This is a genomic window from Aurantimonas sp. A2-1-M11 (assembly GCF_036549475.1).
GTDB lineage: Bacteria > Pseudomonadota > Alphaproteobacteria > Rhizobiales > Rhizobiaceae > Aurantimonas.
This window is the reverse complement of the sequence record NZ_JAZHLI010000013.1, coordinates 22,575-42,453: the sequence shown is the minus strand read 5'-3', so window position 1 is coordinate 42,453 and position 19,879 is coordinate 22,575. Positions and strand designations below refer to the sequence as shown.

13 protein-coding genes are annotated in these 19,879 nt (G+C 67.3%); 5 read left to right on the top strand and 8 right to left on the bottom strand.

From position 1 onward, the window contains the following. Window positions 1–9: 9 nt before the first annotated feature. The 4 genes from accB to VQ042_RS08355 form a co-directional block, all read right to left on the bottom strand. Complete coding sequence (gene accB / locus VQ042_RS08370; protein ID WP_331817461.1) at window positions 10–489, bottom strand: acetyl-CoA carboxylase biotin carboxyl carrier protein; 480 nt, start codon at window positions 487–489, stop codon at window positions 10–12. 32 nt (window positions 490–521) lie between these two features. Next, complete coding sequence (aroQ, locus tag VQ042_RS08365) at window positions 522–956, bottom strand: type II 3-dehydroquinate dehydratase (protein ID WP_331817459.1); 435 nt, start codon at window positions 954–956, stop codon at window positions 522–524. A gap of 118 nt (window positions 957–1,074) precedes the next feature. Continuing rightward, window positions 1,075–1,812 carry a DsbA family protein gene (locus VQ042_RS08360; RefSeq protein ID WP_442880060.1) on the bottom strand — a complete coding sequence of 246 codons (738 nt, stop codon included), beginning with the start codon at window positions 1,810–1,812 and terminating at the stop codon, window positions 1,075–1,077. 97 nt (window positions 1,813–1,909) lie between these two features. Then, on the bottom strand, window positions 1,910–3,292 hold the full coding sequence (locus VQ042_RS08355; protein ID WP_331817455.1) for a M48 family metalloprotease: 1,383 nt from the start codon (window positions 3,290–3,292) through the stop codon (window positions 1,910–1,912). Between the two features lie 203 nt (window positions 3,293–3,495). On the opposite strand from VQ042_RS08355, the gene VQ042_RS08350 reads away from it, so the two are divergent. Beyond that, a complete protein-coding gene (locus VQ042_RS08350; protein WP_331818219.1) occupies window positions 3,496–4,680 on the top strand; it encodes a pyridoxal phosphate-dependent aminotransferase in 1,185 nt (394 codons plus the stop codon). A 119-nt stretch (window positions 4,681–4,799) separates the two neighbouring features. Here VQ042_RS08350 and VQ042_RS08345 read toward each other — a convergent pair whose 3' ends face one another. Then, the gene (locus VQ042_RS08345; protein ID WP_331817453.1) at window positions 4,800–7,640 is read right to left on the bottom strand and encodes an Rne/Rng family ribonuclease; all 2,841 of its coding nucleotides are present in this window, start codon (window positions 7,638–7,640) and stop codon (window positions 4,800–4,802) included. Between the two features lie 741 nt (window positions 7,641–8,381). Here VQ042_RS08345 and VQ042_RS08340 point away from each other — a divergent pair. From VQ042_RS08340 to prfB, 3 genes are all read left to right on the top strand, one after another. Beyond that, entirely contained in the window at window positions 8,382–9,563 is a 1,182-nt protein-coding gene (locus VQ042_RS08340; RefSeq protein ID WP_331817451.1) for an N-acetylmuramoyl-L-alanine amidase, read from the top strand. A 240-nt stretch (window positions 9,564–9,803) separates the two neighbouring features. Further along, window positions 9,804–12,254 carry a penicillin-binding protein 1A gene (locus VQ042_RS08335; RefSeq protein ID WP_331817449.1) on the top strand — a complete coding sequence of 817 codons (2,451 nt, stop codon included), beginning with the start codon at window positions 9,804–9,806 and terminating at the stop codon, window positions 12,252–12,254. Window positions 12,255–12,385: 131 nt separating this feature from the next. Next, a protein-coding gene (prfB, locus tag VQ042_RS08330) for a peptide chain release factor 2 (protein WP_331817447.1) occupies window positions 12,386–13,514 on the top strand; the annotation gives its coding sequence in 2 pieces (ribosomal slippage) (window positions 12,386–12,454 and window positions 12,456–13,514; 1,128 coding nt in all). A gap of 64 nt (window positions 13,515–13,578) precedes the next feature. On the opposite strand, the gene VQ042_RS08325 is transcribed toward prfB, so the two are convergent. The 3 genes from VQ042_RS08325 to VQ042_RS08315 all read right to left on the bottom strand — a co-directional run bounded on the left by VQ042_RS08325 (window position 13,579) and on the right by VQ042_RS08315 (window position 16,384). Further along, the gene (locus tag VQ042_RS08325) at window positions 13,579–14,907 is read right to left on the bottom strand and encodes a M23 family metallopeptidase (protein WP_331817445.1); all 1,329 of its coding nucleotides are present in this window, start codon (window positions 14,905–14,907) and stop codon (window positions 13,579–13,581) included. A 170-nt stretch (window positions 14,908–15,077) separates the two neighbouring features. Beyond that, window positions 15,078–15,911, bottom strand: coding sequence for a ferritin-like domain-containing protein (locus VQ042_RS08320; protein ID WP_331817443.1), 834 nt, complete (start codon window positions 15,909–15,911; stop codon window positions 15,078–15,080). Then, the gene (locus tag VQ042_RS08315; protein ID WP_331817441.1) at window positions 15,908–16,384 is read right to left on the bottom strand and encodes a peroxiredoxin; all 477 of its coding nucleotides are present in this window, start codon (window positions 16,382–16,384) and stop codon (window positions 15,908–15,910) included. The genes VQ042_RS08320 and VQ042_RS08315 overlap by 4 nt, the downstream gene beginning before the upstream one ends. Window positions 16,385–16,638: 254 nt before the next feature. On the opposite strand from VQ042_RS08315, the gene VQ042_RS08310 reads away from it, so the two are divergent. Next, the gene (locus VQ042_RS08310; protein WP_331817439.1) at window positions 16,639–19,854 is read left to right on the top strand and encodes a hypothetical protein; all 3,216 of its coding nucleotides are present in this window, start codon (window positions 16,639–16,641) and stop codon (window positions 19,852–19,854) included. Window positions 19,855–19,879 lie beyond the last annotated feature (25 nt).

The following is a 19,879-nucleotide window of genomic DNA, read 5'->3' as shown; positions in this document are numbered from 1 at the left end:
CCGCGCCCCTTACGCGATCACGACGAGAGGTTCGCCGTATTCCACAGGCTGCGCATTCTCGACCAGGATCTTGGTGACCGTGCCGGCGCGCGGCGCGGGAATCTGGTTCATCGTCTTCATCGCTTCGATGATCAGGAGCGTCTCGCCCTCGGCGACCTTCTGGCCGACTTCCACGAAGGACCTCGCGCCCGGCGCCGAGGACAGGTAGACGGTGCCGACCATGGGCGAGGGGACGGTGCCCTTCTCCGGTCCGGAGGCGACTGCCGGTGCCGCAGGCTGCTCGTGATGCGGGGCGGGCGCAGACGGGGCCGGGCCTGACGGCGCGGGGTAGTGCATCGGCTGCCCGTAGCCGCCGTAGTCCTTCTGGCGGGAAACGCGAACCCGCATCTCACCGTGCTCGACCTCGATCTCGGTCAGATCGGTGTCCTTCAGGATGCTCGCCATCTCGCGCACGAATGACGGGTCGACAGAGTGGTCTTCTTTCGACATGCAATTCCTTCGGTCTTCTCGACTCGATGCTATCACAGGCGCGCCTTGAGGGCCGCAATGGCGAGTTCGTACCCCACCGGTCCGAAGCCGGCGATCATACCGACGGCGACCGGCGCGATCAGGCTCTTGTGCCTGATCTCCTCGCGCGCGTGAATGTTGGACAGATGCACCTCGACGACAGGCTTTCCGAAGACCCGGAGAGCGTCGTGGAGGGCGAGGGACGTATGGGTATAGGCCGCGGCGTTGATGACGATGGCCACGGCGCGTTCCCGCGCCTCGTGGATCCAGTCGACCAGTTCGCCTTCGTGGTTGGACTGCCGGAACGCGATCTCGAACCCGGCCGCTGCCGCGACTTCGCGGCACCGGCCTTCGATGTCGGCGAGCGTCGTCGTGCCGTAGATCTCCGGCTCGCGGGTGCCGAGCGTGTTGAGATTGGGTCCGTTGAGGAAGTAGATCGTCGAGGTCATCGACCCTCGGTCATTTTTTGACAATCGCACACGCCTGGCGCGGCTCACAGCCCCCTATAGAGGCATCGCAGGCGCGGGGAAAGCGCCACAGGCCGCGTTTCGTTCCGTCAGCTGCTCGTCAACAGGCAATGCTGCCGCATTCGCGCACATTGGCGATGCTCGCCGTCAGGTTGTCGAGGCCGACCGCGCCCGGCACCAGTTCCCGGGAGATGACGTAGGACGGCGTCCCGTTGATGCCGAGGCCGGTGGCGAGGTCGTTCGATTCCTGCAGGGCGTCGGCGACCGCGTCCGACGTCATGGCCTCGCGCAACGCGGCCTCATCGACGCCGAGATCCTTCGCCAGCGCGATGGCGCTGGCTTCATCGGCGGTCCCGCGCGAGCCGAGCAACTGCCGGTGAAACTCGCCGTAGCGCGTCGGGGCGATCTCGCGGAAGGCGAGTGATACCCGTGCCGCCTCGTGCGACTGGGGACCGAGGACCGGGATTTCCTTCAGGACGAAGCGGATGTTGGGATCGGACGCGATGAGCGCGTCCATGTCCTGCATCGCCTGTTTGCAGTAGCCGCAATTGTAGTCGAAGAACTCGACTACGGTGATGTCCCCCTCGGGATTGCCGAGCACCGTTCCTTCGGGTGATTCGAACAGTGCCGGGCCGGCATCGGCGATGGCGGCCTTCTGGGCCGCAGCCTGGGCGGACTCCCGCTTGGCCTCGAGCGCGTCCAGTGCCTCGAGAAGCACTTCGGGATGCTCGATCAGATAGGATCGCACGATCGTCTCGATGGCGTCGGTCTGCGTCGCGTCGAAGGACGTCTGCGCCGGGGCGGGGGTGACGTCCTGCGCGGCAGCGCCGCCTACCATCAGCGGGAGGGAGCAGGCGAGGGCTGTCACGGCGGTCAGGCGTCGGATGGAGAGCACGGGCAAAGCGTCCTTCTGTTCGGTTGGATACGGAGCGCGATCAGCGGATGTCCGTCTGGATGATGTCCTGCGCGGCCATCCAGGACGGCGAGCCGGGCTTCAGCTTCTGCTGCGCGCGAATGGCGAAGATCTTGGCCTGCCGGAAGGCACCGCCATGCCAGTAGCCTTCGGCCGTGGCAAGCTCGGCGCGCCCGACCTCGCCGATCCGCCCATAGGCCATGGCGAGGAAACGATAGGCCAGCGAATTGTTCGGATCGGAGCTGAGCCCGTCGCGGATCAGCCGAATCGCCTCCTGCATCTTCGCCGGGTCGCCGCCGGTGACCAGCGCCTGGCCGATCTCGGCCTTCAGGATACCCGAGCCGGACGTATCGAGCTTGGCGGCCCTGGAATAGGCCGCGGCCGCTTCCTGCGGGCGCCCGGCATCGACGAGGATGTCGCCGCGCAATTCCTGGAACCACGGGTTCTTCGGCTGGGCGGCGATCAGCGCGTCGGTCTTCGTCAGGGCAGCGGAGGCCGAGCCGGCGAGATGGGTCGCTATGGCGTCGCCGTAGTAGGCGGCAAGGCTGCGCGGGTCGCGGGCGAACAGGCGACGCACCGCGCCGGCCCCGTCATTGTAGGCGACGATCTTGGCCCGGGCGAGATCGTGACGGGTGGCCAATTCCGCCGAATCGGAGCGGCCGTAATTCCGGCTTTCCTGTGCCAGGCGCTGCAGCGCGGCGATGCGCTCGCGCGGCATGGGGTGCGAGGAGGTGTAGCTGCCGCCGCCGCGGCCACCGAAGAGATTGCTGCGATCGAGGATCTGGAAGGTTTCCACGAGGCCGCGGCCGGACTGGCCGGTGGCGTCGAGATAGGTGAGGGCAGAGCGGTCGGCGGTCGTTTCCTCGCCGCGCTGATAGCTCAGGAGACTGCGCTGGGCGACGCCGCTGCCACCCGCCAAAAGGCCGGCGCCGGCATTGACCGCACCGCCGGCACCCGCCGCGGCGCCGGCTGCGGCCACACCGGCACCCAGCAGCCCGGCGACGACCGCGATGGCCTGGGCGCGCTCGATCTGCTGGCGCAGCCGCTGCTGGTGGCCACCGGCCAGATGGCCGATCTCGTGGGCCAGAATGCCGATGAGCTGGTTGGGGGTCTGCGTCGCGGTGATCGCGCCGGTATTGATGTAGATTCGGCGGCCCGCGACGAAGGCGTTTAAGGCGTCGGAATTGACCAGCACGATCTCGATTCCCGAGCGCGACAGCCCCGCTGCCTTGAGGAGGGGCCGGGCATAATCGGCCACCAGCGCCTCGATCTCGGCGTCGCGCACAATCGGCAGGCTGGCCTTGTCCTTCGATGCAGCCCCGGCGCCGACCGGTGCCAGCGCCACGGCAGCCGCCAGAACGATCGATGTGAAGCGGGCGGAGATCGCGCCGAGCGACATGTTCATGCTAGTCCCCTTCGATGCTGCGCCGGACGGCCGATCGCCATCCTGACGCGATACGGACCCCGTCCGGCAATCCTCACCCCAATCCGGCGAATTCGAGGCGAAACATGCGGTCCGACCTGTCCGAAACCCTCACGATGATGGCATCAAAACGGTCCGACATCGACCCGTTCCGGGCCATGGATGTCCTGGCCGAGGCGAATCGGATGATCGCGCGCGGCGACCGCGTCCTGTCGCTGGCCGTCGGGCAACCCGCCGCGCCNATCGACCCGTTCCGGGCCATGGATGTCCTGGCCGAGGCGAATCGGATGATCGCGCGCGGCGACCGCGTCCTGTCGCTGGCCGTCGGGCAACCCGCCGCGCCGGCACCGGAGGTCGCGCGGGCCGCGGCCCGCGCCATGCTGGACCACGGGCGCGTGGCCTATACCGACGCCCTCGGCCGCCAAGAACTGCGCGAGCGCATCGCCCGCCACTACGCCGATGCCTACGGCCAGACCGTTGATGCCGGGCAGGTGATGATCACCACCGGATCGTCGGCCGGGTTCAACCTGACCTTCCTTGCGGCCTTCGACCCGGGCGACCGGATCGCCCTGGCGGCGCCCGGCTATCCGGCCTATCGCAACATCCTGCGCGCCCTCGGGCTGGTGCCGGTCGAGCTCGAGGTCGACCGCAGCAGCGGCTACGTCCTCACCGCCGACCATCTGCGCGCGGCCCACGAAGAACACAGTCTCGCCGGCGTGCTGATCGCCAGCCCGGCCAACCCGACCGGTACCGTGACGCCGCGCGACGAACTGCGCCGGCTAGTCGAATATGCCGACGCGCAGGACATCCGCTTCGTCTCCGACGAGATCTATCACGGCCTCGCCTATGGCAAGGCGGAGGCGACGGCGCTGGAATTCTCCGACCGTCCGATCATCGTGAACTCCTTTTCGAAATATTACTGCATGACGGGCTGGCGGATCGGCTGGCTGATCCTGCCGCCGGGCCTGCTGCGCGCGGCCGAGCGAATCGGCCAGAGCCTCTACATATCCGCCCCCGAGCTGTCCCAGGTCGCCGCGACGGCCGTCTTCGACGCGACGGCCGAGCTCGACCGGGTGCGCGACGGCTACGTGCACAACCGCGACCTCATCGCCCGACGCCTGCCGGAGCTCGGCTTTCGCGACATCGCCCCCATCGACGGCGCCTTCTACGCCTATGCGGCTATTCCCGAGGGCGAGGCCAGTGCCACGCAATTCGCCGCGGACATCCTCCAGCGCTGCCACGTGGCCATCACCCCGGGCACCGATTTCGACACGCGGCGCGGCGAGCGCTTCGTCCGGCTGTCCTATGCCTGCGATCACGAGACGCTGGCCGAGGCCCTCGACCGGATCTCCGCGCGCCGATCCGCCTGACCATCCGTCCGCCGACACGGACGCTGGCACAGAACGCAGAACGGGCGGCCCGATGGGCCGCCCGTTGCCGTTTCATGGTCGTCGGTAACGCCGCGCTCTGCGCGGGCACACCGCAATTCTCAGAAGAAGCTCCGGCGGGCCCACCAGCCGGTGCGGCGCGGCTTGTCGGGCTTCGCTTCGGCGTCGTCGGTGCTGCTGGACGTCACCACCGGATCCGATGTGACCGGCACGGCGGGCGTGTCGTCGTTGGCCGCTGACGCCGGGGCCTCTTCGGCCTCGACGGTCTGGGCGTCCACCAGGGTGGCAGCTTCGCTGGCCATCTCGGCCGGCGCCTGCGTCTCGGTCGCTACAGCGGTGTCCGCATTGTCCGCAGCGTCATGATGAGCGGCAACAGGCTCCGCAACCGGGGTGTCGGTCGCCACGAATGCATCGGCCTGCGACCGGACCGGTGCATCGCCTGCAACCGGTGCCTGGGACGCATCGTCGTCCGGCTCCGATATCTCCGTCTTGGCGGTGGCGTGGATCGGCTGCGTGTCCGACGGCTGATCGGCTGCGGCCTCTGCCGGCTGCCGGCCCGATTCGGTCTCGCCGTTCTGGTCCTCGCGGTTGCGACGGCCACCCCGGCGACCGCGACGGCGGCGCTTGCGGCCCCGATCGCTGTCGTCGTCGGTCCGGCTGGTGCTGCGACGGGAGCCACCGGTCTCCTCGTCGCCTTCCGCATCGCCGTCATCGTCCGTATCCGACCGATCGTCGCGGGAGGACTGGCTATCGGCAACAGTCTCGTCCTCGTCGCCCGACCGCTTGCGCCGACGCCGGCGCCGGCGCCGGCCGCCGCCTTCCGAATTCTCCGACTCGCCCGCATCGTCTTCGGGGCGGGCCCTGGCAGCAGCCGGCGGTGGCGTATCGTCGGCAATCCGGTCGAGCTCGTCGGCCGAGCGGCGGGCTGCTTCCTCGTCCGCCGCGTCGTCCAGCGCGTCGCTGGCCGCCAGGGCATCCGGCAGGCCCATGTCCAGCGTCGTCTCGGGCTTCGTCGCCTCGGCGCCGTGGGCAATCGTGATCGCCTGGTGGCCGGAGCTGTCGTCCGCCTCGATGATGATCCGCAGACCGTGATGGTGCTCCAGCTCCTCGATCCGCTGGCGCTTCTCGTTCAGCACGTAGAGCGCCGTCGAGGTCGGGACCTTGACGATGAGGTCGTGATCCGCGTGCTTCTGCAGATGCTCCTCGATGGTCCGCAGCACATGCAGCGCCGAGGACGACGACGAGCGGATATGGCCGGTGCCCTCGCAGACCGGGCAGGTCTGCATGGTCGATTCGAGCACGCTGGCGCGGATCCGCTGCCGGCTCATCTCCAGAAGGCCGAAATGCGAGATGCTGCCGACCTGGATGCGGGCGCGGTCGCTCTTCAGGCACTCCTTGATCTTCTTCTCGACGGCGCGGTTGTTGCGCTTCTCGTCCATGTCGATGAAGTCGATGACGATCAGGCCGGCAAGGTCGCGCAGGCGAAGCTGCCGCGCCACCTCTTCCGCCGCTTCCATGTTCGTCTGGTAGGCAGTGTCCTCGATCGAATGCTCCTTGGTGGAGCGCCCGGAGTTCACGTCGATGGCAACCAGCGCCTCGGTCTGGTTGATGATGATGTAGCCGCCGGACTTCAGCGTGACGTGGGGCTGCACCATCTTGTCGAGCTGCGACTCGATGCCCTGCCGCACGAAGATCGGCGTCGGGTCGCGATAGGGCTGCACCACCTTGGCCTGGCTCGGCATCAGCATCCGCATGAAGTCCTTGGCTTCGCGGTAGCCGGTCTCGCCGGCGACCAGGATCTGGTCGATGTCCTTGTTGTAGAGGTCGCGGATCGATCGCTTGATCAGGCTGCCTTCCTCGTAGACGAGGGCGGGCGCGATCGAGGCGAGCGTGACGCTGCGCACCGTTTCCCACAGGCGCATCAGATATTCGTAGTCGCGCTTGACCTCGGGCTTGGTCCGGTTCGCACCGGCCGTCCGCAGGATGATGCCCATGCCGCGCGGCACGTCGAGATCGCGCACCACGTCCTTCAGACGCTTGCGATCGGCCGCACTGGTGATCTTGCGCGAGATGCCGCCGCCCCGTGCCGTGTTCGGCATCAGCACCGAATAGCGGCCTGCCAGGGACAGGTAGGTGGTCAGCGCGGCGCCCTTGTTGCCGCGCTCTTCCTTGACGACCTGCACGAGCAGGATCTGACGACGCTTGATGACTTCCTGGATCTTGTACTGGCGGCGCGGGCGGTTCTGGCGGACCGGAACCTCTTCCATGGCGTCCTCGGAGCCGATCTGGTCGATCTGCTCTTCGCCGTTCTCGTCGTCGCCGTTGCTCTCTTCGTCGCCGGGCGACCGGTTGCGACCTCGCCGACCACGACCGCCGCGGCGACCCCGCGAAGAGCGCTCGGACCCGTTGTCCTCGCCATCGTCTTCGGCTTCGCCCGAGGTCGAGATCTCGTCGGATTCGTCCCCTGCGTCTTCGCCGCGGGCGTCGCCCTCGCTGTCGTCGTCGTGATTCGACGGACCGGCTTCGTCGTCGTTCCCGTCGAGATCCGTTGTCTCGGATACGCTGTCGTCGCTGCGGGCGGCCGACTTGCTGCGCGAGCCCCGGCGCGGGCGGGGGGTCGGCTTAGGCTCGTCGGCCTCTTCCTCTTCCAGCGCGCGGGCGAGGTCTTCCTCGACCAGCGCCTGACGGTCAGCCTTGGGGATCTGGTAATAGTCGGGATGGATCTCGCTGAAGGCGAGGAAGCCGTGGCGGTTGCCGCCATATTCGACGAAGGCGGCCTGGAGCGAGGGTTCGACCCGCGTCACCTTCGCCAGATAGATATTTCCCTTGAGCTGCTTCTTGTGTTCGGATTCGAAATCGAATTCCTCGACCCGGCTACCCCGGACGACGACGACGCGCGTCTCTTCCTGGTGGGACGCGTCGATCAGCATTTTGTTTGCCATGAAAGAACTCCCGGGCGCTCGCACCGGGCCGCGGCAAGGCGTCATGCGCCTGCCTGCCGGCGGGTGGGCGCGAGCCCGTAAGGGGCGAACCCTGCAAGCCAGCATGGCCGCGACTCGACGACGCCACGCGCCCCTGACGGGGGTGCGGCGCGTATCTGAGAACGGAGGCTGGTGACAAGATTCGACCTGTAACAACTACATGGCCGCTCGGGCGGCCGACGAAACGGGCGAAATGGCGGCTTGCGAGCCGGGCACATTCGCGGCGTTGGATATTCGCCGGCAGGAAACGCCCTGCGGCGAAATGAAAATTCTGCCTGAGGCTCGGTAACTGCTTGCAGGACCGCAAACTTGCCGCGACGTCATCGCCGCAAGCATGCCGATATCCGCGGGGCACTCGTGCCTGCGATTCGGCAGCTGCATGTGATTCCGCATCACCAAGCCTCGGTACGATTTTATGATGGGCAGGCTTAATAAACAAGTGCGGCTGGGCGATTGTGGTCGCAAGGTAAGAGATCGCGCGAGGTGATGGCGCGGATGCGACAAACGCCGGGTGGCACGGGGTGCGCATGAGGAGACGGTCCGCCCGTGCCGCTTCTGACCGTGACCGCCAAAGTCTCATCATGATTGTCGCGTCATCAGGATTCGCCTATCGGCAGGTATAGATACCGTCGCAGCGGCGCGGCGAGCACAGGGGGTGGAATGGCGGGACGAGGTCGCAATCCGGGAGGGCCGCTTCTGGGCATGGCATGGTTGGCGGTCGCCGTATTCGTTCTCGTCGCTGGCTGTCTTCACCCGGCAGCAGCCGAAGAAAGGATCATCACCGCCGTCACGCAATCGGCCGCCGACGATGCCTTCACGGTCGAGTTCGACGTCATCGGCCAGCCCGACGCGCGCATTCTGCGCCTGCGCAATCCGGATCGCATCGCCGTCGACTTCCAGGACACGCTGTCGGCCGCCTCGCTCGACACGTCGCCCGACAACCCGCTCGTCGCCGGCAGCCGGCACGGCCTTGTCGCCGCGGACCGCTACCGGTTCATCTTCACGCTCAAACGATCCGCTGTCGCCGAACTCGCCCGTGCCGAAACCAGTACTGGGGAAACCCTGTCGCTGACCATAAGGGCTGCCGCGTCCGAAGCCCAAGCGGCCGCGCCGTCGCTCGCGGCGCGGCCGGGCGGGGCGCCGAAGGTGCCGGTCGACCCGGCCGCCATTTCCGCCGACAAGACGCTCAAGGTCGTTCTCGACGCCGGCCATGGCGGCGTCGACAGGGGGGCTGTGTCCGAGAGCGGCACGCTGGAGAAAGACATCAACCTGGCCATGGCCCTGGCCCTGCGCGACGCCCTGCAGGCGCGCGGCGATGTCGACGTCGTGCTCACCCGGGACGACGACACCTTCATCCCGCTGGAAGAGCGGGCCGCCATCGGCCGCCGCGAGCGCGCCGATCTGTTCATTTCTATCCACGCCGACTCGATCCGCTATGCCAATCTGCGCGGCGCGACGGTCTACACCCTGTCGGAAACCGCATCGGACGAGCTCTCCCGCGAGATCGCGGCCTCGGAAAACGCCGCGGACCGATTTGCCGGCGCGGAATGGCAGCGCGACGAGCCGACCGTGTTCGACATCCTCCTCGACCTCACCCGGCGCGAGACGGTGAGCTTTTCCGAGCATTTCGCGACATCCCTGGTTCAGGACCTGCAGCGCGAGGACATCCGGCTGATCAAGCGGCCGAAGCGGTCCGCCGGCTTCAAGGTCCTGACCGCACCGGACGTGCCGTCTGTCCTCGTCGAACTGGGCTTCCTGTCGAACCGCGAGGACGAGCGGCTGCTGACCGATCCCGCGTGGCGCAAGGACGCGGCCGCGGCCATCGCCCAGGCCGTGGTCGATTTCTTCGGGGAAAAGGTCGCCGAACCGCGCAAGCCCGGCTGATCGGGCGAGGCGCCAGTGGCCAAATGTGATAAATCCACAACGCATGCCTGCAATTGCGTGTCACACGGGCCCAGGCGTCCATGGGCTCGCCGCATTTGCGCAGCAGGAAAAGCGTGACATGGACCTTCGCTGACCGACAAATGGCGGCGGATGTTGAATATTCCCGATCGAGGCCTGCGTGGGCCGCTGCCGGGAACATGAGACCGGACCGGCGGCCGGCGTTGGACGGACGGAGTTTCGATGATCAGACTGCTCGGCTATTTCTTTGCCATCGGTGCCGTCTTCTTCCTCGTGGTGGCGGGCGGTTTCGCTTGGTACATCGAGAAGATGGGCAGCGACCTGCCGGACTATCAGGTGCTAGCTGCCTACGAGCCACCGGTCACCACGCGCGTGCACGCCGCGGACGGATCGCTGATGGCCGAATATGCCCGCCAGCGCCGCCTGTTCCTGCCAATCCAGGCCGTGCCGGATCTGGTCAAGAACGCCTTCCTGTCTGCCGAGGACAAGAATTTCTACCAGCATCCTGGCGTCGACATCGAGGGCGTTGCGCGTGCCGTGATGGTGCTGGCCAAGGGCGGCCGCATGCAGGGGGCCTCGACGATCACCCAGCAGGTCGCCAAGAACTTCCTCCTGACCAACGAGCGCACCTTCGACCGCAAGATCAAGGAAGCGATCCTGTCCCTGCGCATCGAGCAGGCCTATTCGAAGGACAAGATCCTCGAGCTCTACCTGAACGAGATCTATCTGGGTCTCGGCGCCTACGGCGTCGCTGCTGCTGCGCTGGCCTATTTCGACAAGTCCGTGAACGAACTGACAATCGAGGAGGCGGCCTACCTCGCCGCACTGCCGAAGGCGCCGGAAAACTACAATCCGTTTCGCGACACGGACCGGGCAATCGAGCGCCGGAACTGGGTCATCGACCAGATGACCGCCAACGACATCATCAGCGCCGAGGCGGCGAGCGAGGCCCAGGACAAGCCACTCGAAGTACATCCCCGGCCGACCGGTACCTATCTGGCGTCATCGGAATACTTCACCGAGGATGTGCGCCGCGAGGTCATCCAGCGTTACGGCGTCGATGCGCTCTATGAGGGCGGTCTGTCGGTCCGCACGACGCTCGACCCGGAGTTGCAGGCCGAGGCCCGCAAGGCGCTGCAGCACGGGCTGATCGAATATGACCAGGCCCGCGGCTGGCGCGGCCCGGTGACCCGGGTCGAGATCGGCAGTGACTGGGGCCAGCCGCTGGCCAAGATCGAGCCGCTGGCCGACGTGCCCGAATGGCGTCTCGCGGTCGTCCTGACGGCCGATGCCGGCCGCGTCGAGATCGGCGTCCAGCCGCCCCTGGACATCTCCGGCGCCCGCGGCGCCGAACGCGAGTTGGCGACTATCGCCACGGACGACATGAAATGGGCGCTGCGCCTCGACCTGCCGGAGCGCACGGGCAGTGTGAATTCCGCGGCAGAAGTGCTGTCGCGCGGCGACGTCGTCTATGTCGAGAAGAAGGAGGAGGGCGACGGCTACCGGCTGCGCCAGCCGCCCAAAATCCAGGGCGCGCTTGTCGCGATGGAACCCAAGACCGGCCGCGTGGTGGCCATGGTCGGCGGCTTCTCCTTTGCACAGTCGGAGTTCAACCGCGCCAGCCAAGCCTATCGCCAGCCCGGCTCCTCCTTCAAGCCGTTCGTTTATGCCGCAGCGCTCGACAATGGCTACACGCCGTCCTCGGTGGTCATGGATGCCCCGATCTCGCTGCCGGACGGCAACGGCGGGGTCTGGGAGCCGTCGAACTACGGCGGCGGCTCAGCCGGGCCCTCGACCCTGCGTCTGGGCATCGAGAAGAGCCGCAACCTGATGACCATCCGGCTCGCCAAGGACATGGGCATGGACCTTGTCGCCGAATATGCAGAGCGTTTCGGCATCTACGACAATCTGGGCAAGTACCTGCCGATGGCGCTCGGAGCGGGCGAAACGACCGTGCTGCGCATGGTGTCGGCCTACTCGGTCATCGCCAATGGTGGCCGTTCGCTGGAACCCTCGCTGATCGACCGGGTCCAGGACCGCTACGGCAAGACCATCTACAAGCACGACCAGCGCATCTGCCAGGGTTGCGACGCCGCCACCTATGACGGTCAGCCGGAGCCGGAGCTCGTCGACGAGCGCGATCAGGTGCTCGATCCGATGACCGCCTACCAGATCACGTCGATGATGGAAGGTGTCGTGCAGCGCGGCACTGCGACCCGCGTTGCCGAGCTCGGCGTGCCGATCGCCGGCAAGACCGGCACCACCAACGAGGAAAAGGATGTCTGGTTCGTCGGATTTACCCCGGATCTCGTGACCGGCGTGTTCCTGGGCTACGACAATCCCACCCCGATGGGCCGCGGGGCGACCGGCGGCGGCATGGCTGCGCCGGTGTTCATCGACTTCATGGAGGACGCGCTCAAGGGCGTGCCTCCGGTCGAGTTTAAGGTGCCCGAGGGCATGGATCTGATCGCGGTGAACCGCAAGACCGGCATGCTGTCCAGCGGCTCGGGCGGCGACGTGATCATGGAAGCCTTCAAGCCTGGTACCGGTCCGTCCGACACCTTCAGCATCATCGGTGCCGATGAGATGGCCGGCGGCTTCGGCTCGGGCGAGGTGTCTCAGGAAGCCGAGCAGGCGATCGTCCAGGGTGCCGGCGGCGGCGGCCTGTTCTAGCCAAGCCGGGGCAGGGACGTTATAGACCGTCCCCAGCTGCCGGTCGTTCCGGCCCTGTCCCGCAGCCTGCTGCCGCATGGCCGCAGGCTGCCGGTGTCAGACCCCTTCCTCAGGAAGCAGGAGATTGCGGCTTGCGCGCCGAGATCGAGAACCTTGTCGACGAAATCAAGCAGGCCATAAGCCTGCTGAGGAGGCATCTTTGACTGGGAGAAATCCCTCAAACGCCTCGACCTGCTGAACAACAAGGCGGAGGATCCCACCATCTGGGAGGATCCCGCCGAAGCGCAGAAGCTCATGCGCGAACGCCAGTTCCTGGACACCGCGATCGGTGCAGTGAACCGCCTCGAACAGTCGCTGCAGGACAATATCGAACTTATCGCCATGGGCGAGGAGGAGAAGGACGTCGAGATCGTCAGGGAAGCCGAGACCGCGATCCGCGAGATCAAGGCCGAGGCAGACAAGCGGCAGATCGAGACGCTCCTCTCCGGCGAGGCCGATTCCAACGACACCTACGTCGAGGTTCATTCCGGTGCCGGCGGCACGGAGAGCCAAGACTGGGCGGCGATGCTTTTGCGCATGTACATGCGCTGGGCCGAGCGCGCCAAGTTCAAGGTCGAGGTCCTGGAAGAGCATTCCGGTGAAGAGGCGGGCATCAAGTCCGCCACGCTGCTCCTCAAGGGGCACAATGCCTATGGCTGGATGAAGACCGAGTCCGGCGTGCACCGCCTGGTGCGGATCTCGCCCTATGACAGCCAGGCGCGGCGGCATACGTCCTTCGCCTCGGTCTGGGTGTATCCGGTGGTCGACGATTCGATCGACATCGACGTCAACGAGTCCGATGTGCGCATCGACACCTATCGGGCGTCCGGCGCTGGCGGCCAGCACGTGAACACGACCGACTCGGCGGTGCGCATCACGCATCTGGAGACCGGTATCGTCGTCCAGTGTCAGGCCGAGCGCTCACAGCACAAGAACCGGGCAACCGCCTGGAACATGTTGCGCGCCCGTCTCTACGAGGCCGAACTGGAGCGTCGCGAAAATGCGGCGAACGCCGAGGCGGCATCGAAGACGGACATCGGCTGGGGTCACCAGATCCGATCCTACGTCCTGCAGCCCTATCAGCTGGTCAAGGACCTGCGGACCGGCATCGAGAGCACCTCGCCCCAGGACGTTCTGGATGGCGAACTCGATCCGTTCATGGAGGGTGCGCTGGCGCACCGGGTCCATGGCGGCGACGCCGAGGTCGAGGACATCGACTGACGATACGAAAAGGGCCGCCGGCTATGGCGGCCCGTTTCGGTTCAGCGGTCCGGCCCAGGACCCGTCAGGAGGGTAGCCGGATCCTGTCGCGGATGCGCAGGAAGCGCATGGGATCGACGGCCTGGCCGTCGCGCCGCACTTCGTAGTGGAGATGCGGGCCGGTACTGCGGCCGGTGCTGCCCACCGCGCCGATCCGTATGCCTCGAACGATCTCCTGGCCGACCGTCACGTCGATACGCGACAGATGTCCGTAGCGCGTGGTGATGCCGTTGCCGTGGTCGATCTCGACCATGTTGCCGTAGCCGCCCGCACGACCCGCCCGGACGACCGTGCCCGGCGCGACCGCCGAGACCGCGGAACCGCTCGGGCGCGCATAGTCGATCCCCGCGTGCAGGGCGCGCTTGCCGAGGAACGGATCCTTGCGGATGCCGAAGGTGCTCGACCGCGTACTCGCCGGCATCGGCTCGGTCAGCGGGAGGCGGGTGGCGACGTCATGAAGCGTCTTGAGGGCGTCGAGCGCCGCATCGAGTTCTGCGTAGGATTCCTCGAAGTCGTAATCGACGTGCGCAGGCTCGTATGGACCGCCGACCGCGCTGCTCGCGCTCGCCGGCGGCAGGTCGATCCCGATGGCGGTGAGGGCCGAGGCAATCCGTACGCTCCGTGTCCGAGCTTTCGCGGCGAGGCTCTGCAGGTCCTCGATCTGCCGCAGCTCGGCGAGATCGATGGAGCGGCCGATGTCGCGAATCGCGGCCTCGGAGACGTCGAAGCGCGGACCGCCGTGCATGCCTGCGACCATCGGCGTTTTCGAGGTCATGCGCCAGGCGGCGGTGTCGATCGCGCTGGTGCGGATCGCGTCGACGGCAGGCGCGTCGTCTTCAACCGGATCGACCGGCACGTCGAGCGCGGTATCGATTGGGGCCGGCGAATCATCCGTTGCAGCCGAGCGGGGATTATGGGTCGGCAGCGGCACCGCTGTCGCTATGATTCCGGTCTCCTTGGCACGTTCCAGCAGCGGCTGCAGCTTGTCGTAGCGGGCGGTGAGTTCTTCCTGCTGGTCGAGGAGGACCTCCACCTTGGTCTCGACCATCTTCTCCGAGAGGAACTGTCTGCTGGTCGCCGTATCGAGTTGGGCGCGCAGCGCCGCGATGCGCTGCTCGTAGTCGCGCGTCACCTTCCACTGCCGCTCGGCATAGCGCACGGCGAGGTCCTCCTGGAGGAGGTAGTAGGAGGGGATGGCGACGCAGGTGACGGCCACGAGAGCGGCGACGGCAGCGCCGAGCATCAGCGCCTTGCGGCCGATCGTGAAGTAGCGAACCTGTTCGCCGCGCGCGATGATGATCGTATGGGGTTCGCGCCGGTCGCCGAATGTTCGCCTGTGCTTCACCGCTGCCATGACCCATCCCCGGACTTCGGAACGCGATGTCCCGTCGACGGCGCGATTACATCCCGGTAAGGTTAACATTCCTTTGATGTCCGGCTGGGAGCGCCCTGGCGAAGGCCCGGGAAGGCGCCTTCTCGGGCCGGACGACGGGCTGCTTCGAGGCGGCGTGACGCCCGGAAGCGTCAGCTCGAAAGCGACGACAGGGACCGGTAGAAGGTCGGCGTCAGGCCTGCCTCGGCACGGGCGCGGTCGTTGAACGGCGCCTTCACGTCACCCCGGAAGCTCGCCCGCACCAGTTCCTGGAACCGCTGCGCCGGATTGCGGCCCTCCCGGGCACACAGGAAGCGGAACCATTTGGCGCCGATCGCAACGTGCTTCTTCTCGTCCCGGTAGATGATCTCCAGGATGGCGGCCGTCTCGTCGTCGCCCACCTCCTGCAGCTTGGCGAGCAACGAGGGCGTGACGTCGAGGCCGCGCGCTTCCAGGATCAGGGGCACGATGGCCAGCCTCGCGCCGAGATCATGGGCAGTCACCTCGACCGCCTGCCAGAGCCCGTCATGGGCCGGCAGGGCGCCATAATGGCTGCCGAGCGTATCCAGTCGCCGCGACAGCAGGCGGAAATGCTTCGCTTCCTCCAGCGCGACGGTCATCCAGCCATCGAAGAACGACCGGGGCACGCGCTCGCTGGCAAAGCGCGCGACGATATCCAGAGCCAGGTCGATGGCATTGAGCTCGATATGGGCGAGGGCGTGGATCAGCGCGATCCGCCCGGCCTCGGAGTGGACGGAGCGGCGCTTGACCGTTCGCGGCGAGACGAGGACCGGCTCGGCAGGACGACCGGGGCGGTCGGGCAGGGCCGGATCGTGCGGCGCATGCAGGCCGAGACGCCGGCCGAACCACAGGCGGCAGGCGAGATTGGTGCGGTCGACCTTGTCGTCCAGGTCCGCCGCCAGCAGCGCCTCGATGGCGGCCTGCCGCAGCGTCGCCGGGGCGTTCGCCTCGCGTGGCTGGCTCATGCGGGGGCGGTGAGCTGGCGCGCCGCCTCGAGCACCTCTTCGGCATGGCCGGGAACCTTCACCTTGGGCCAGAGCCTGGCGATGGTCCCGTCGGATGAGACGAGCGCCGTGGTACGCTCGACCCCCATGTATTTGCGGCCGTACATGCTCTTTTCGACCCAGATGCCGAAGGCCGACAGGAGGACCTTCTCCTCGTCGGACAGGAGCCGCACCGCGAGTTCGTGCTTGTCGCGGAACTTGCCGTGCTTCTTCACCGGGTCCGGCGAGACGCCGAAGACAGGAACACCGATCGCCTCGAATTCGCCCTTCAGCCGGGTAAACTCGACAGCTTCGAGCGTGCATCCGGATGTATCGTCCTTGGGATAGAAATAGAGGACGAATGGCTGGCCCACGAGGTCGTCGGAGGCAACCATTTCGCCGCGGTCGTCGGGCAGGCGAAACGTCGGACAGGTGTCACCGGGTGCAATCGGCATCGCGTGTCATCCTTTCGGGCAAATCGTGCGTCAGGAGTGTGTGACTGGACGAATCAGCGCGCGGCTGACGGTCTGGGAGCGAAGATGCCGGATGGCAGCGGTGGGCGATAGCGTCGCCCGCGCGACGAATTGTTCAACGAGCGGCGGCCGTGTCTGGCTGGTGCCGTCCAGGGAGCGTGACACGGAATGCCTGCACCCCTCGCATGCCGCTGCCCGGGCGACGCCGGCCATGGTCCCGGGGCCGCTTGGCGCCGATGAGCATCGTCGTCCGCATCATTGCCGGCACGGCCAGCATCGCGATCTGCGCATTCCTCATCCTGGCCGGCCTCGCCGCGGCAGTCCTGTGGACCGGGCCCGGCCAGGACCTTCTGCGGCGCGAAACGGCGCGGCTGGCCTCGCACGCGCTTGGACCCGACTACATCGTCGCTCTCGGCCAGCAGACGATCGGCATCGGGTCGACCGGCAGGATCGGCCTCGGGTTCACGGATGTTGCCGTTCGCGATCGCCGAACCAACGAAGTGGTCGGCTCGGCCGGTCTGGTGCGGGCGGGCGTCAGCTTGACCCGCCTCCTGACCGGAAGCCTCGCGCTGGAGACGCTGGCGGTGGAATCGGTCCGGCTTGCACCCGGCCTCCTGGATCTGGAGAACGGCGACCGCCCGTTTGCGCCCGACGACCTCTTCCTCGGCGCCGACCGCATCTTCGTCGCGCTGGATCAGGCCGGGCTGCGCGTCCTCGACGTCTCGGATATCGAGGTCCTGGATGCCGATGGGGACACGCGGCTCGATCGCCTGACCGTGAGCCGTGTCGGCGGCGGCGCGACGGCGATCGACCTTGGCGGCCAGCTCGACAGCCGTGCAGTCGCGATGACCGGACGGGCTGCCCTGTCCACAGACGGCAGCCGCCTCGCCAGCCTGTCGCTCGAGACTGCCCCCATCGACCTGTCGTTCGGCGACCCACCGGCAGATCCTCGGGACCGTTCGGTCGCCTTCGAAGGGGAAGGCAGACTGGCCGCCGAGATCGAGACGACCGAATCCGGCCGTGTGCTGCGCGCACGCTTCGAGGCCGGCGGTGGACGAATCCTGGGGCACATGCCGGTGGACGTCCGGACAGCCCTCCTGGAACTGCGCCTCGAAGAGGGCCGAAGCACCGCCACCATATCCCAGGGACGCATCGAGACCGCTTCGGTCGTGGCCAAGTTTACCGGCGGGCTCGATCTCGTCGCCGATGCTGCCGGTCGTCACGACTTTGATCTGACGACGTCGCAGCTGAGATCGACCGCCGGCGACGCCGATGCCGCGCCGAGATCCGCCGACTTCGCGCTCGGCGGCTGGATCGACGTGGCCGATGGCGCGGCCGAGATCGAGCGTTTCCTCCTCGATACCGGTGACGGTCGGGTGAGTGGCGCCGCAATGGTGGGCGGGCTGGAGGCCGGGGATCGCATCCGCGCCGACGTCGCGCTGGACAATCTCGACGCGGCGGTCGTGAAGGCCTTCTGGCCGATCTTCCTGGCGCCGGAAGCGCGCGACTGGGTCAGCGACCGTGCGGCAGATTCCGGGCGGGTGCAAAGCGGAGCCTTCACCCTCGACATCGCTGCCGACCGCCTGCCGCAGGTCATGCAGCCCGATATCCCCCCGGCCGCCGAAGAGATGCACCTGACCCTCGCGATCGACAACGCGGCCTTCGCGACATTCGGCGGTCTGCCGAAGCTGTCGGCCGTGACGGGAGATCTGGACTTCAGGGCCGGCAAGACGCTGATCGCGGTGAAAACCGCCGAGGTTGCAGGCTTTGCCGACGTCGCTCTCCTGCCGTCCTCCATCCAGTTCGAGCGCGAAGACGAGGGTGTCATTGCTTCGCTGTCGCTGAACATCGGCGGCGAGGCCACGTCGCTCCTGGCGATCGCCGACCGCGATCCGGTCAATGCGCTGGCAAAGATCGGGTGGACGAGCGACGAGGTGTCCGGCAAGGCGACGGCCGGAGTGAATGCCCGCATACTGCTCGGCAGCCCGGGCGAGAAGTCGGTCCTGCAGAACTGGACCGTGATGGCCGATCTCGACGGGGTCGACCTGAAGCGCAAGCTCGAAGGCCGGCAGATCGGCGCGGTGACGGGGCTTGCGAGCCTGTCGCCCGGTACGGTCTTCGGCGACGTCAGCGCGACCATCGACGGCTTCCCGGTCAAGATTGCCTTCTCCGAGCCGCTGGAGCCCGATCCCGTCGGCGAGCGGTCGTTGACCATCTCGGCGTCGCTGGAAACGCAGCAACTGCAGGTGCTTGCGCCGGCGCTTGGCAACATAGTCGACGGCGCCCTGTCGGCGACGCTCGTACGCTCCGGCGAGACTTACCGCGCCGCCATCGACCTGTCGGCCGCCCGTCTGCGGATTCCTGCCACCGGCTGGAGCAAGGGCCCCGGCGTGCCGGCTTCGCTGTCATTCGATCTGTCGGCGGACGGTGATGCCATCACCCTGCGCAACGCCCGGCTGGAGGGCGAAGGGTTCCATGCCGAGGGCCGGGTGGCAGCCGACGGCAACGGCCTGAAATCGGTGACGATCGACAAGGCGGCCTTCAGCCGGGGCGACGATTTTTCCGCAAGTGTCCAGCGCCAGGGCGCCGGCTATTCGGTGGAGATCAAAGGCAAGAGTCTCGACGCGCGAGCCGGCCTCGCCCGCCTTCGCGCCAACGGCGAGGCGTCGGCCGCCGCCGGGTCGTCCCCGCTGGACCTGTCGATCGCGGTCGACCGCATCATCGGCTTCGGCGGCGAGGAATTCCGCAACGCCACCGTCGCCTATCGCCAGCCGGCGTCGGGCGCACCGGTGGCCGACATCGCGGCAATTGCCGTGGACGGCTCGCCGCTGCGGCTGGTGTTGGAGAAGCGGGGCGAGGGCCGCAATGTCGAACTCGGCACCGACAATGCCGGCGCGCTGCTGCGCTTCACCGGCCTCTATTCCAAGATGTACGGCGGCAAGGCGCGCCTCGCCATGGCCGGCAACCAGCCGAACCAGTATGGCGGCCAACTGGTACTGCATGACTTCACGCTGGTGGACGAATCGCGCCTGGCGCGGCTCGTCGGCACCACCCGCGACCGCGAAGCCAGCCTTGCCGGTGCGGTCGGCCAGGAACTGCAGACGTCGGACGCCTATTTCGACGCCGCCTCGGCGCAGCTGTCCTGGAACGGCGAACGGCTGGTGGCGGGCGACGGCATCGTGCGCGGGCCGATCTTCGGGTCGAGTTTCGAAGGCGTGATCGTCGATGGCGAAAACAGGATCGCCATCGACGGCTCGTTCATGCCGGCCTATGGGGTGAACCGGCTGTTCGGCGCGATCCCCTTCTTCGGCGGCATTCTCGGCAATGGCCAGGAGGGCGGCCTGATCGGCATCACCTACCGGCTTGCCGGCCCGCTCGCCGACCCGACGCTGTCGGTCAATCCGATCTCCGCCATCGCGCCCGGCATCTTCCGCCGGATCTTCGAATACTGACACCGCGGGCGAAGGGAGCGTCCAG